General features: G+C 44.4%; 16 protein-coding genes. All 16 read right to left on the bottom strand.

Going from position 1 to position 13,106, the window contains the following annotated elements; translation table 11 throughout:
• Positions 1-25: 25 nt before the first annotated feature.
• On the bottom strand, positions 26-913 hold the full coding sequence (locus MKY66_RS11210; protein ID WP_076208891.1) for a MinD/ParA family protein: 888 nt from the start codon (positions 911-913) through the stop codon (positions 26-28).
• Positions 910-2,262 carry a flagellar biosynthesis protein FlhF gene (gene flhF / locus MKY66_RS11205; protein ID WP_076208892.1) on the bottom strand — a complete coding sequence of 451 codons (1,353 nt, stop codon included), beginning with the start codon at positions 2,260-2,262 and terminating at the stop codon, positions 910-912. The genes MKY66_RS11210 and flhF overlap by 4 nt, the downstream gene beginning before the upstream one ends.
• Complete coding sequence (gene flhA / locus MKY66_RS11200) at positions 2,259-4,292, bottom strand: flagellar biosynthesis protein FlhA (RefSeq protein WP_076208893.1); 2,034 nt, start codon at positions 4,290-4,292, stop codon at positions 2,259-2,261. The genes flhF and flhA overlap by 4 nt, the downstream gene beginning before the upstream one ends.
• 25 nt (positions 4,293-4,317) lie before the next feature.
• Complete coding sequence (flhB, locus tag MKY66_RS11195) at positions 4,318-5,400, bottom strand: flagellar biosynthesis protein FlhB (protein WP_179088479.1); 1,083 nt, start codon at positions 5,398-5,400, stop codon at positions 4,318-4,320.
• Between the two features lie 23 nt (positions 5,401-5,423).
• Positions 5,424-6,212: a flagellar biosynthetic protein FliR gene (fliR, locus tag MKY66_RS11190; protein WP_076208895.1), complete on the bottom strand. Its 789-nt coding sequence runs from the start codon at positions 6,210-6,212 to the stop codon at positions 5,424-5,426.
• Between the two features lie 10 nt (positions 6,213-6,222).
• Positions 6,223-6,492, bottom strand: a complete 270-nt coding sequence (fliQ, locus tag MKY66_RS11185; RefSeq protein WP_047842485.1) for a flagellar biosynthesis protein FliQ — start codon at positions 6,490-6,492, stop codon at positions 6,223-6,225.
• Between the two features lie 25 nt (positions 6,493-6,517).
• Entirely contained in the window at positions 6,518-7,273 is a 756-nt protein-coding gene (gene fliP, locus MKY66_RS11180; protein ID WP_036609355.1) for a flagellar type III secretion system pore protein FliP, read from the bottom strand.
• Positions 7,270-7,806, bottom strand: coding sequence for a flagellar biosynthetic protein FliO (locus MKY66_RS11175; protein ID WP_143760270.1), 537 nt, complete (start codon positions 7,804-7,806; stop codon positions 7,270-7,272). Before MKY66_RS11175 ends, fliP begins: the two co-directional genes overlap by 4 nt.
• A gap of 11 nt (positions 7,807-7,817) precedes the next feature.
• Complete coding sequence (locus MKY66_RS11170) at positions 7,818-8,183, bottom strand: response regulator (protein WP_017689175.1); 366 nt, start codon at positions 8,181-8,183, stop codon at positions 7,818-7,820.
• A gap of 28 nt (positions 8,184-8,211) precedes the next feature.
• Positions 8,212-9,486 carry a flagellar motor switch phosphatase FliY gene (gene fliY, locus MKY66_RS11165; protein WP_036609358.1) on the bottom strand — a complete coding sequence of 425 codons (1,275 nt, stop codon included), beginning with the start codon at positions 9,484-9,486 and terminating at the stop codon, positions 8,212-8,214.
• Entirely contained in the window at positions 9,476-10,474 is a 999-nt protein-coding gene (gene fliM, locus MKY66_RS11160; protein ID WP_036609359.1) for a flagellar motor switch protein FliM, read from the bottom strand. Before fliM ends, fliY begins: the two co-directional genes overlap by 11 nt.
• Before the next feature lie 39 nt (positions 10,475-10,513).
• Positions 10,514-10,975, bottom strand: a complete 462-nt coding sequence (locus MKY66_RS11155) for a flagellar basal body-associated FliL family protein (RefSeq protein ID WP_036609360.1) — start codon at positions 10,973-10,975, stop codon at positions 10,514-10,516.
• Entirely contained in the window at positions 10,975-11,196 is a 222-nt protein-coding gene (locus tag MKY66_RS11150; protein WP_076208897.1) for a flagellar FlbD family protein, read from the bottom strand. Before MKY66_RS11150 ends, MKY66_RS11155 begins: the two co-directional genes overlap by 1 nt.
• Before the next feature lie 68 nt (positions 11,197-11,264).
• Positions 11,265-12,080, bottom strand: a complete 816-nt coding sequence (gene flgG, locus MKY66_RS11145) for a flagellar basal body rod protein FlgG (protein ID WP_047842482.1) — start codon at positions 12,078-12,080, stop codon at positions 11,265-11,267.
• 81 nt (positions 12,081-12,161) lie between these two features.
• Positions 12,162-12,545 (bottom strand): TIGR02530 family flagellar biosynthesis protein, encoded by a 384-nt coding sequence (locus MKY66_RS11140; RefSeq protein WP_047842481.1) that lies wholly within the window; start codon positions 12,543-12,545, stop codon positions 12,162-12,164.
• The gene (locus MKY66_RS11135) at positions 12,542-13,099 is read right to left on the bottom strand and encodes a flagellar hook capping FlgD N-terminal domain-containing protein (RefSeq protein WP_076208898.1); all 558 of its coding nucleotides are present in this window, start codon (positions 13,097-13,099) and stop codon (positions 12,542-12,544) included. Before MKY66_RS11135 ends, MKY66_RS11140 begins: the two co-directional genes overlap by 4 nt.
• Positions 13,100-13,106 lie beyond the last annotated feature (7 nt).

Here is a 13,106-nt window from a genome sequence, read left to right as displayed (position 1 = left end):
CACCCCTGTTTCCTTTATTCAGAAATCATGTTGTCCGTTTAAGCCACTTATTCATAAATCCCCTGATTCCTGTCAAGGTTCCGGATCCCGGAGTTGCAGGTACAGCCAGATAACGAAGAGCAAGTTTCTCAATATCTTTGGAGGCTTTGGCATTGGGATAAGCCAGACTATAGGGCATTTGCCTTTTAACCGCCTTGACTACCTGGGCGTCTTCTGAAATATACCCAAGCAGCGGAATATCCGTCTGCAAAAACCGCCTCGCCACTCCAGCTATTTTATCTGCCACCCGTTCCGCTTCTCGTTCGTCTTCCACCCGGTTAACGATCATCCGAAAGGGCGTAGCATTTTCCTGGCCGTGCATAACTTTGACTAAAGCATAAGCATCGGTTATTGAAGTCGGTTCAGGTGTAGTTATAATCAGGCATTCATCAGCAGCACCGATGAACTTCATATTCTCTCTGGAGAGTCCTGCCCCAGTGTCAAAGATGACATAATCCATTTCCTGGGCAATATCCTCGACTTGACTGGCGAAGAACTCCAGATCACGATCAGACAATGAGAACAACTCTTTCATGCCTGATCCCCCAGCAATGTAAGGCAAGCCACTGGCACCCAGTTGTATGATTTCCCTTATGGATTTATGTCGGTACAACAGGTGGTAAAGATTATAGGAAGAAGACGTACCCATAAGAACATCAATATTAGCCATTCCAATATCAGCATCAAATACAAGTACCTTTTGCCCCAAAGCCTGCAATGCCAAGGCAAAGTTCAGTGTAAAATTGGATTTACCAACACCTCCCTTACCACTGGCCACAGTAATGATTTTCGAGGATCGAATATCTCGCTCAATGCCTTCCAATTCCAATGGCGCGGAGACCATACTTCGAAGTGCAGCTGCCTGATCCTTCATTGTGACCATTCTCCCAGCAACTGTTTAGACAACAAATCTGCATCCGGCTTCAACAAATCGTCCGGAACATTTTGACCATTTGCCACATATGCGAGCTTGAGTGGAAAACGGTGTAACAAGTTAAATAACGGACCGCAACTCCCAGTCTCATCCATTTTGGTGAAAATCACCTTATCCAGACCATATTTACTGAAATGTTCCGTGATCTGAACCATATCAGCACTTTTGGAAGTCATACTCATGACCAGAAAGGTTTCGCTATTCTCTACAGGAGCAAGCAAACTTTGCAGTTCCGAAACAAGTAATTCATTTCTGTAGTTTCTACCCGCTGTATCCATAAAGATCAAATCACAATTCTCTAATCGAGAAATGGCACGTTGTGTATCACCGGGCGATTGCACCACCTCAAGTGGAACATTCAGTATAGATGCATATGTTCTAAGCTGTTCTACCGCCGAGATCCGATACGTATCTGATGTAATGAATCCAACTTTACGCTGTTTTTTGAACATTTGTTCAGCAGCCAATTTTGCAATTGTCGTTGTTTTCCCTACACCGGTTGGTCCAGCTACATAGACGATTCGCGTGGTAGGAAGAATGCCTTCTTCAATACGTTGCTCCAAAAAGTGCATAACCTCAAGCTTCACTATTTGTTCTACATCCTGTTCTTTCAATCCATTCTCAGACCATTTTGCTTGAATTGAATCAAACCAGGATTCCCATACTTCAGGCCAAACATCTTGTTCTGTCAAACGTTCTCGGATCGTATGCAGTTCCTCTGGTACAGGGTCCGCAGAAGTACCTTGCTTTGAAAGCCTGGTCACCATCTGTTTAAGATCCTGCAATTCAGTCATCAACTTGTCCTGCTGCAGGTCTGAACCTGTTGGCTTCGGACCAGTTGTTGAACCCGAAAAATCCGCCCCTTGCGGTCGCGGTTTATGATCCATGCTCGAAGAACCAGAGCCGCTGTCTATGTCTGAACCGATATTACGCGATTCAAACACAGACGACGCAGCCGCAGATTGATCCTGTACACTTTGATCAGCTGCACTCATTGTCGCCGACTCATCAGAAGCCGCAACAAACGAACGAGCTGTTTGCCGATAAGCCTCAGGTACAAATGCACGAGGTACAGGTGTGAATTGATTTTGTACTGGCTTTGTTATTTGCTTGTTTTCTTCCTTATCCACTGCAGCTACAACTTCGATCCGTTTTTTGCGAAACATTCCCATTACACCACCCACCTTAATCTCTTTGGTGGACAGAATAACGGCATCACTTCCCAGGTCTTTGCGAATTTGAAGCATAGCTTCGGGCATGGTCTCAACAACGTATTGTTTTACTCTCATAAGTTCACCACCCCGATACTTTGAATTTCAACATTCGGCTCCAACTCGCTGTAGGAAAGCACAGGAATGTCCTGCATAGTACGTTCAATAACCTGACGCAGATACATCCGAATGGTTGGAGAAGTTAATACAACAGGTTGCTGACCTGATTGAATCAAACGGTTCACTTGTTCACTGAGCTTCTGATATACACTTTGTGTAGATACAGGGTCCAGCGCAAGATAACTGCCTTGATCCGATTGTTGCACACTTTCAGCAATTTTCTTCTCAAGACCAGGTCCAACCGTGATCACTCGAAGTGTCTCACCTTTTTGAGAGAACTGCTGAGTAATCTGACGTGAGAGGGATTGTCTGACGTATTCAGTCAGCACATCAGGATCCTTCGTATACGTACCATAGTCCGCCAGTGTCTCGAAGATGGTAACCATATCCCGAATAGATATTTTCTCACGCAATAACTTGGCAAGCACTTTCTGTACATCACCAATAGAAAGTAGCGATGGGATCAGTTCATCCACAAGGGCAGAATAGTTCTCTCTGAGATTATCCACAAGTGCTTTTGTCTCTTGTCTTCCAAGTAACTCATGCGCATGTTTCTTAATCAGTTCCGTCAGATGTGTAGCCACAACGGAAGGCGGATCAACGACCGTATATCCTGCAAGTTCCGCTCTGTCTTTGGTGACTTCATCAATCCATAGTGCCGGAAGTCCAAAAGCAGGCTCCGTCGTTTCAATACCTGTCACAGACTCCTCATCATAGCCAGGACTCATGGCAAGGTAATGATTCAACAACAGTTCTCCCCCGCCTACCACATTACCCTTGATTTTGATAACATACTCATTGGGTCTGAGCTGAATATTATCTCGAATCCGTATGACGGGAACGACCAACCCCAGTTCAAGAGCACACTGCCTCCGAATCATAATGATCCGATCCAATAAGTCCCCACCCTGCTGATTATCAGCAAGCGGGATTAAACCATAACCAAATTCAAACTCAATAGGGTCAACCTGAAGCAGGTTAATTACACTTTCAGGACTTCTAACCTCTTCAATCTGCTGTTCTTCTTCCAACTGTTCTTCCGCTACTTGTTTCAAATTCAGATTATTCTGCATACGCCACGCGGCATATGCCAACACACCTGCCAACGGAAGCGTAGTAATAACATGAATGGGTGTGAAGAAACCGAGCATGGCAATAACGAAAGCTACGATATAAATAAGTATTGGATATGTAAACAGTTGCCCCGTAATATCATCTGCCAAGTTTCCTTCTGATGACGCTCTGGTGACGATAAGTCCTGCTGCTGTAGAAATAAGCAGAGCAGGGATTTGGCTTACTAATCCATCTCCAATAGTCAATACAGAGTACGTTGCCATTGCATCTGCAAAAGCCATCCCATGCACAGTCATACCGATAATAAATCCACCAATGAGGTTGATCAGGAGGATGATAATACTTGCAATTGCGTCACCTTTTACGAATTTACTTGCTCCATCCATCGCTCCATAGAAATCGGCTTCACGTTCAATTTTGGAACGACGCTCACGAGCTTGTTGCTCGTTGATCAGACCCGCATTCAGATCCGCATCAATACTCATTTGTTTACCAGGCATCGCATCGAGGGTGAATCGGGCAGCAACTTCAGCTACGCGCTCAGACCCCTTTGTAATAACGATAAACTGAACAACAACGAGGATCAAAAACACGATAAATCCAATCGCAATTTGCCCTCCGGCAATCCAGCTACCAAAGGTAGCAACAACGGCTCCCGCATCCCCGCCACCAAGGATTAGCTTGGTTGTCGAAATGTTCAGTGCAAGTCGGAATAGTGTAGTGATCAACAGCAAAGCTGGAAAAATAGAAAACTGCAACGCTTCTTTGCTGTTCATGGCAACAAGGAGTATCATCAGAGCAATTGAAATATTCACGACCAGCAACAAGTCCAACAGCCAGGGCGGGATCGGGAGAATCATCATCAACACAATGCCAATGATACCCGCAAGGACAGCTATATCTTTAATCTTCAATGAATGTACGGCCTCCGATCCCCTTTTATTTCGTTCTGCCCTTTAGTTTATATACATAAGCCAGCACTTCGGCTACCGCTTGAAACAAATCGGCCGGTATAGCGTCACCAATCTCGGCTCTCTGGAACAATGCTCGTGCTAACGGCTTGTTTTCCATGGTAATAACACCGTTTTCTTTGGCAATTTCCTTAATACGCAAGGCGACATAATCCTGACCTTTGGCAATAATCTGCGGTGCCTCCATCTCGGAACCTTCATACTTTAGCGCAACCGCAAAGTGGGTCGGGTTCGTGATGATTACATCCGCATTCGGCACTTCCTGCATCATACGCTGCATAGCCATACGACGCTGACGTTCCCGGATTTTACCTTTGATCAGCGGATCACCTTCCATTTTCTTGTACTCATCCTTAATGTCTTGCTTGGACATACGAATCTTCTTCTCATGGTCATACTTCTGATACATGTAATCAAATATCGCAAGTATCATTAATGCCACTGCAATCTTGATACCAAGACTTAAAGTGATCGACGCAGCGAAATGTAAAATAGCATCCAATGAAAAATGAGAAAGTGAAGCAATATCTGACTGGTAGCCCTTAATTGTACTGTAAACGAGATAACCGATAATCGACATTTTCAAAATGGATTTAGCAAATTCCACTAATGAGCGGAGAGAGAATATATTTTTGAAACCTTTAATCGGGTCCAGTTTCTCAAGTTTTGGCTTCAGACCTTCCCCTACAAGAAGAAAACCAACTTGCATGTAGTTAACGATCAAAGCAACCAATAACGCACCCAGCAAAACGGGAGCGATCAATAACAAAACTTCAATGCCATAGCGCATCATAAGCGCCATCACATTCTCTCCGGTGATATCCATACTCAATCGATTGATGAAGATATCTGTAAACAGACGAACTATACGTTCTTTATAAAAATTGCTGAATACCATCATGATCAAAAACGCGATTAGGAGAATGGATGCGCCAGATAGTTCAGCACTTTTTACAACCTGTCCTTTTTTTCGTGTATCCTGTCTCTTTTTCGGGGTAGCTTTCTCCGTCTTCTCCCCTGAAAATAACTGGAGGTCGAGTTGAAGTTTCATCCGTGTCTTTTCCTCCGTTTCACTCAGCCGGGCCTTTGTCCAATGGTTCCAAGCAATTTTTCCATCGATCTGAATATCGCTTCGAACAATTGACTAAATACAAAGGAGAAACTGGGAACCAGCAAAAGCAAAATAGCAAGACCAACGAGTAACTTAAGCGGCAACCCAACTGCAAATACATTAAATTGAGGAGCAGTTTTGGCCAAAAAACCCAATCCAACATCCGTCAAAAACAGCGCAACTACAATTGGAGCCGACATCTGAAAAGCCAGCATAAATGATTGACCTAAGGTCTGTATCAAAAATTCAGCAATACTTCCATCTGCCAACCGTAGGAAAAACATATTCGATAATGGTACCCACCGGTAACTGTAAACTATCGCATCCAGCAAATAATGGTGTCCATTCATCGTCAGAAACAGAAGCATTGCAAATGCATACTTCAAGTTACCCGTAAGTGGAGCTGAAGCACCTGTCATTGGATCATATACATTAGCCATACCAAAACCGATCTGTAGATCGATAAAGGTCCCTGCAGTCTGAACAGCCGTCATCAACAGATAAGCCACAAAACCTAAAAGCAGGCCAATTAAAATCTCTCTGATGATCAATAAGACATAGCTCAGGTCTGTGGGCACGGTCTGGTCTATTCCATAGATCAGATAGACAGATAATGTGACAAATGCAGAGATACCAATTTTAACTGAAGCCGGCACATTTCGCGCCGAAAAAACTGGTGCAGTTACAAAAAATGATGTGATTCGACAAAACATAAGCAGAGCGACAGGGAAACTTTGCAACAATGTCTCCATCTGCTAAAGCCTACCCTATGTATCTGTATAGATTATCGAGAATGTTAAACGTAAAATCGACCAAGATATTTAAGATCCAAGGTCCAAACAAAAGTACCGCCAGAAGTACGGCAACAATCTTGGGCACAAAAGCTAATGTTTGTTCCTGAATTTGAGTTGTCGCTTGAAAAATACTGATTGCAAGTCCTACAACCAGAGCTAGTATAAGCATGGGTGCGCTGGCCAGCAATGACGTGTATACCGCTTTCCCGGCCAGACCGATAATAAATTCCGAAGTCATGACCGTCCTCCTTTAACTTTCCGGATCAAGTGTTAAAACTCAGTAACAGTGACTTGACAACCAGGTACCACCCGTCCACAAGGACAAAGAGCAGTATTTTGAAAGGTAATGAGATCATGACCGGCGGAAGCATCATCATCCCCATTGCCATGAGTGTACTCGCGACAACAATGTCTATAACCAGAAACGGAATAAAAATCATAAACCCCATCTGGAATGCTGTCTTCAACTCACTGATTACATATGCCGGCACCATAACAGTAATTGGGATATCCTGATAGGTCTTTGGTTGTTCAGTCTGATTGTACTTCATAAACAGTAACAGATCTTTTTCTCTGGTGTGACTAAACATAAATTTCTTCATGGGATCCGCTGCTTTTTCAAGTGCCTCGGTTTGCGTAAGCTCTCCCTGGAGATAGGGCTGAAGCGCTACCTGATTTATGGAAGACAATGTCGGCGACATAATGAAAAGTGTCAGAAATAGCGCCAAACCGACCAGCACCTGATTGGGTGGCATTTGTTGTGTACCCAAAGATGTACGTATAAAACCGAGCACAATCACAATCCGAGTAAAACTGGTCATCAGTACAAGCATCGCTGGAGCAATACTAAGCACCGTAATTAACAGAATGATGGACAGTGAACTCGTGCTTGGTGTCCCTCCATCACCGTTTCCAATCTGAATATCAATATTCGGAATGGGTTCGGCAAAGGCAACCGTTACAGATGCCAGACTGATAAGTCCTAATAAACAACACGCTAACCAAATCTTTTTCTTCATGAATCCCTCGACCGATCTGTAGTATTGTCTTTATCCAGGAGCTTTTCCATCTTCTCTTTACGGTTAGGCATCTGCCGAAGTTTGGATTCAAACATTTCGTGAAAAGAAGTTGTGTCCTCTAGTTCCATTTCCCGCGGCGGTTCTTCTCTACGGAAACGTTTTGTGAGCTTGGCAATGAGAGGTGAGAGATTCCCTTGTTGTGCAGCAGCATCTCTTTCGAAGGAATCAATGATTCTTTGCGCCTCTTCCAGATCTGAAACCTTATCTACCAACTGAATGTCTTCACCTACACCAAGCAGATATACACTTCCACCAATTTCAATAATTTGCAGCGACTTGTTTTGCCCCAGTCCAACCCCGCCCAGGGTACGAATTGTGCCGTGCCGGAACATTTGCTGATTCCGTTTGTTTAAGAACCGGATCAGATAAACAATAAGGGCCAGGATGACGGCCAGGACAACAATCACCCATACAAGCTGTAAATAATAATTGGTTCCCACGCCAGCTCCTCCTGGAATATCACCCTGAGCCATCATCATGTCTCTTAAACGCCCAGTGTCTTGCTGATCGCTTCGATAACCCGGTCAGATTGGAACGGTTTAACGATAAAGTCTTTAGCACCTGCTTGAATAGCGTCGATTACCATCGCTTGTTGACCCATCGCGGAGCACATAATTACTTTAGCGTTAGCATCAATCTTCTTGATTTCTTTCAAAGCTGCAATGCCGTCCATCTCAGGCATCGTAATATCCATTGTGATCAGATCCGGACGAAGCTCTTTAAATTTCTCAATTGCTTGTGAGCCATCCTGTGCCTCACCAACAACCTCATATCCATTTTTGGACAAAATGTCCCGGATCATCATTCTCATAAATGCAGCGTCGTCTACGACTAAAATTCGGTTTGCCATCTTGATTCAAGTCCTCCCTAAATTGTGCTTATTGTAATTTCTGAATTCGGTCCCATTGGCTAACGATATCTATAACACGAACACCAAAGTTTTCGTCAATAACGACAACTTCTCCCTTGGCGATCAGTTTGTTATTCACCAAAATATCGACAGGTTCCCCGGCTAACTTATCCAGTTCGACAATCGAACCCTGTGACAGTTCCAAAATATCTTTAATTTGCTTCTGGGTCCTTCCTAATTCTACGGTGACCTTAAGGGGAATGTCCATCAATAAATTCAAATTGTTTTCGTCTACCTGACCATACGCCCCATTTTGCAAATTGGCGAATTGAACTGGTTGTACGTTAACATTCCTATTTGGCATTCCACCGTAATGTTGAGGTGCACCATAAGGTTGCTGCGGTGGCATGCCATACGGCTGCTGTGGCGGCATTCCTTGAGGCATACCCATCGGGGCCTGTCCATATCCGTTATAGTCCTGAGCAGGCTGTTGTGGAGCCTGTGGAGCCTGTTGGTGCTGAACGGGCGGCTGCTCCGCAACCGGTGGCGGCGTTGCTGGTACAGCTGCTGGCGCAGGTTCAGGTGTTGATGCCACTGGTGCGCTGGCAGTTGACTCCTGAGCGCCTCCAATCAGCATATCTACCATGCTTTTGGCAAAATGTACTGGAAGCAACTGCATCAGATTGGAATCGATCAAATCCCCGATTAACAAACGAAATGAAACTTGGATAAGGGTCTCATCTGCTGGAAGATTACTTACACCCTCTCCACTCTCCAGATTGAGAATATCGATTCCCGGAGGGGAAATATTCACAAAACGATTAAAAATCGTGGACATTGAGGTTGCAGAGGAACCCATCATCTGGTTCATCGCTTCCTGTACTGCACTAATATGGATTTCATTCAGTTCTTCATCGACCGGATTTCCTTCGCCACCCAGCATCAAATCAGCGATGACTTGAGCATCTCTCTTCTTGATAACAAGTGAGTTAATGCCTTCGAATCCATCCACGTAGTTCACATGAACGGCAACATGCGGCTTAGGAAAAGCTTCTTCAAACTGCGTTCGACTAATGATAGAAACTTTAGGTGTTGTAATATCTACTTTGAGGCCTAATAGCGTGGACAAGGCTGTTGCCGCGCTACCAAATGTAATGTTACCAATCTCCCCCAAGGCATCCTGCTCCAGCTCGGTCAAAAAATCATCAACCGTCTTTTCAGCGGGTTCCGAGCTGTTTATCGATTCCGATTGCCTGAGCAAAGCATCGATTTCTTCTTGGGATAAATAATCCTTACTCGTCAAATTCTTCAACTCCTTCGGTGACAATCTTGTCTATTTGCACAGCCACACGGTCTTTGATTGTCCCCGGACTGCCCATGTATTTCAGTTTGTCACCCACTTTAATGGAAAGTCCCTCATCAACTGGTTTGTTCAATGTAATGACATCACCAACGGACAGACCCAGAAATTCTGCAATTGAAATTCTCGATTCTCCCAATTCCGCAACGATTGGTAACTTGGCTTTGTTTACACGCTCTTTTAGAGCATCATACTCCTCCGGAGCTCTCGTTTTCTTCTCCGAAACAAACCACTGATGAGTTGACAACCGTGACATAATAGGTTCAAGAACGACATGCGGTATACATAGATTGATCATGCCTGTCGTGTCACCAATTTTGGTACTGAGCGAGATCAGAGCAATGGTCTCATTGGGAGATACAATCTGCATAAATTGCGGATTGGTCTCGAGCGCTTCCATCCTTGGGGAAATATCCAACACAGTCTTCCATGCTTCCTGCAAACTTTCAAATGCTCGGCTGAATATCCGCTCCATGATGGTCGTCTCAATCTCCGTCATGGATGCGATCTTGGTTGGAGCAATTCCGGTTCCACCAAGCAGGCGATCCAACATCGCATATCCCACGTTTGGATGGACTTCCATCACCATTCGTCCCTGTAGTGGCTCCGCTTCAAAAATGTTCAATATCGTCATCTTAGGAATAGAACGGATAAACTCATCATAAGGCAACTGTTCGACCTGAACGACATTGATTTGAACGAACGTCCGCAGTTGGGCTGAAAAATAAGTGGTGAGAAAGCGTGCAAAGTTTTCGTGAATACGAGTCAAGCTTCTGATATGGTCTTTGGAAAAACGCACTGCCCGCTTAAAATCGTACGATCTGATTTTCTTCTGAGTTTCTTCCTTCTTCAATTCTTCTGCGTCCATTTCACCAGAAGAAAGGGCTGCTAATAGGGCGTCAATCTCATTTTGTGATAATACATCCACCATGTTCTCACCCCCTTACAGGTCTACAGCGTGTTCTGTTCATTACATTGGCGCCATTACAAAAGCTGAAAAACTGGTGCTGCTCAACTTACCTTCAGGTAAAGCTTCATTAATTAGTCCCGTCAATCTCTCATTAAATTGTACGCGGCCCTTCGCTGTAGCCAGCTCCTCAGACTTTGTATCCGCAAACGTCTGAATGATAATAGGCTTCACTGTAATTTCTTTGATTTTCTCGAAATCTTCTTTGGCTGTCTTGTCTGACAACTTGAATGAGAAGCTGACAACTACAACATGATCCGTATCAGCCAAATTGGTTTTAATTTCTCCAAGCTCAGAAGAAACCTCTACAATCTCATCCGCAGTCATCTTCTTGGCTTCTGAAGCTGCCGCCGTATGTGTGTCGTCCTTATTCCCGTTCTGTCCTTGCATAAATACAAACACAACCACCACAATGAGTGTTATCGCCAGCAACATCGTTGCAAGCCAGGGCATCATTTTTTTCATCAGGATTCCTCCGTTTGCTGCACTTTAATAGTGGCTGCCTGAACCCCGATTTCACGGTTGTAATCTTTAATCTTGGAAATAACGTCATCGGCTTTTTCAAGCACAATCAGTCTCTTTCCAGTTACCAGAGTAATATACGTATCCGGCGTCTCTTCCACAATTTCAACCATCAGCGCATTTAACCACATGGGAGAACCATTTAACCGCGTAACCGAAATCATGCTAAGCCCCCTTGATCAGAGTGGGAGGAGCAAGCTCCCCCACGTTTTAAAAATTCATTAATCAGCTATTAACGTTTCAGGTTAACAACTTCCTGAAGTATTTCATCCGACGTTGTAATGATCCGGGAGTTTGCCTGGAATCCACGTTGAGCTACAATCATCTCAGTAAACTCTCCTGTCAGATCCACGTTAGACATCTCGAGCTGTCCAGCAATGATTGCTCCTGTTCCGTCCTCAGCACTGTTCGCTGTTAATGGTTCCAGCGCCCCATCCGGATTCGCGTTTGCTGTCATACGGTACAAGTTGCCCCCAATTTTCTCAAGGCCTTCTGGATTGACAACTTTACCTATTCCAAGCTGTGGACCCGCTTCGATGGTTCCGTCTGCCATGGTTTGGTTAATTGTTCCATCCTGACCTATCGTGAAGGAAACCACATCATCCGGTATCGTAATATTTCCACCACCATTATCCAGAACAAACAATCCATCCGAAGTCAAAAGGTTACGTGCAGCATCCACATGGAAATCCCCTGCACGAGTCAGGTAAGGTATTTCCTGATCTTCACTCAAACGTACCAAGAAGAATCCATCTCCATTAATCCGAAGATCTGTTGGATTATTCGTTGTCATTGGGCTACCTGCCAGATGCAGCGTATCAATTGAACCTACCGTTACACCAAGACCGATTTGTTTCGCATTGACACCACCACTTGCATCGCCAGGGGCAGTTACCCCTGCCGTTGTTTGGCTCATAATATCTTTGAACATAACCCGACTGCCTTTGAAGCCAACCGTGTTTACGTTCGCAATATTGTTACCAATTACGTCGAGTTTTGTTTGGAAACCCCGCATCCCGGAAACGCCTGAGTACATTGATTTTATCATTTTAAAAAATCCTCCCAGTCTTCATTTGGTTACCGCATCAGTCGGTCAGCGGCATTCCGGCTCCCGAGAAGGGCCAGCCGGTTAAGAAATGATTACGGCACTATCAATCTGAGTGAACACATTATCCTTCATGCTCTCACTATCCATAGCTGTAACCACAGTACGATTTTTGACATTGACGATAAAAGCCATATCCTGCATTAAAATCAATGACTCTTTGGCTCCTTTAGCAGCAGCTTTGTCCAAAGCAGAACCAATCTGTTCCATTTGCTCGGTCTTGAGTTCAATACCACGCTGTTCCAATCGTTTGGCAGCATGATTGCTCAATTTCAGAAGATTATCTTCCAGCACCTTTGCAAAAGGTTTTTCGGGTATAGCCGAAGCTTCTCCCGTTTTGGGTCTTTGAAGCATATTCGGTGTAATCGGGCCTGCGTATAATTGTCCAACCGTTATGCGATCACTCATATCGTTTTCCCGCTATCTTCCGTATCACCCGTTTCAGCGGATGATTCAACTTCCTGGCTCTCGTTCGTTTCAGGAGTTACATCCTGAACATTCTCTACTGGAGTTTGACTCTCTTCTGCCTGGTTTGGATAATTCACCTGAATGATCTCATCCAGCTTAATCTCGTCGTTGCCCACTTTTGCGTATTGAACGCTATCTCTTACAATGATGGAATCTACAATACCCTGACGAAGAGTTCCGTTATCATCTTTATTAGAAGAAAGCCAACTTACCTCCATGCCAATCATACCGGATACAGCACCAAGGGACTGGTTCAATGTTTTAAGCTGGGTAGAAATATTGACCAGTTGTTCCACTGAGCTGAACTGTGCCATTTGAGCGATAAATTCCTTATCCTCCATCGGCTGCATCGGGTCTTGATTTTGCAGCTGGGTAATCAGGATTTTTAGAAACTGATCTTTACCCAATTCTTTTGTTGCAGCACTTGTAGTTGCTTTATTGGCTGCCGAATAGTTCGGCCAGGTATTATTCGTTGAAACAATTTCATTAGCCATTTGCTCA

It is taken from the genome of Paenibacillus sp. FSL R5-0766, assembly GCF_037971845.1.
Classification (GTDB): domain Bacteria; phylum Bacillota; class Bacilli; order Paenibacillales; family Paenibacillaceae; genus Paenibacillus.
This window is presented reverse-complemented; position numbering and strand designations above follow the sequence as displayed.

Coding starts and splice junctions, on each gene's coding strand:
- MKY66_RS11210 (WP_076208891.1), bottom strand. CDS start 913: ATGAAGGATCAGGCAGCTGCACTTCGAAGTATGGTCTCCGCGCCATTG.
- flhF (WP_076208892.1), bottom strand. CDS start 2,262: ATGAGAGTAAAACAATACGTTGTTGAGACCATGCCCGAAGCTATGCTT.
- flhB (WP_179088479.1), bottom strand. CDS start 5,400: ATGAAACTTCAACTCGACCTCCAGTTATTTTCAGGGGAGAAGACGGAG.
- fliR (WP_076208895.1), bottom strand. CDS start 6,212: ATGGAGACATTGTTGCAAAGTTTCCCTGTCGCTCTGCTTATGTTTTGT.
- fliQ (WP_047842485.1), bottom strand. CDS start 6,492: ATGACTTCGGAATTTATTATCGGTCTGGCCGGGAAAGCGGTATACACG.
- fliP (WP_036609355.1), bottom strand. CDS start 7,273: ATGAAGAAAAAGATTTGGTTAGCGTGTTGTTTATTAGGACTTATCAGT.
- MKY66_RS11175 (WP_143760270.1), bottom strand. CDS start 7,806: ATGGCTCAGGGTGATATTCCAGGAGGAGCTGGCGTGGGAACCAATTAT.
- MKY66_RS11170 (WP_017689175.1), bottom strand. CDS start 8,183: ATGGCAAACCGAATTTTAGTCGTAGACGACGCTGCATTTATGAGAATG.
- fliM (WP_036609359.1), bottom strand. CDS start 10,474: ATGGTGGATGTATTATCACAAAATGAGATTGACGCCCTATTAGCAGCC.
- MKY66_RS11155 (WP_036609360.1), bottom strand. CDS start 10,975: ATGAAAAAAATGATGCCCTGGCTTGCAACGATGTTGCTGGCGATAACA.
- MKY66_RS11150 (WP_076208897.1), bottom strand. CDS start 11,196: ATGATTTCGGTTACGCGGTTAAATGGTTCTCCCATGTGGTTAAATGCG.
- flgG (WP_047842482.1), bottom strand. CDS start 12,080: ATGATAAAATCAATGTACTCAGGCGTTTCCGGGATGCGGGGTTTCCAA.
- MKY66_RS11140 (WP_047842481.1), bottom strand. CDS start 12,545: ATGAGTGATCGCATAACGGTTGGACAATTATACGCAGGCCCGATTACA.
- MKY66_RS11135 (WP_076208898.1), bottom strand. CDS start 13,099: ATGGCTAATGAAATTGTTTCAACGAATAATACCTGGCCGAACTATTCG.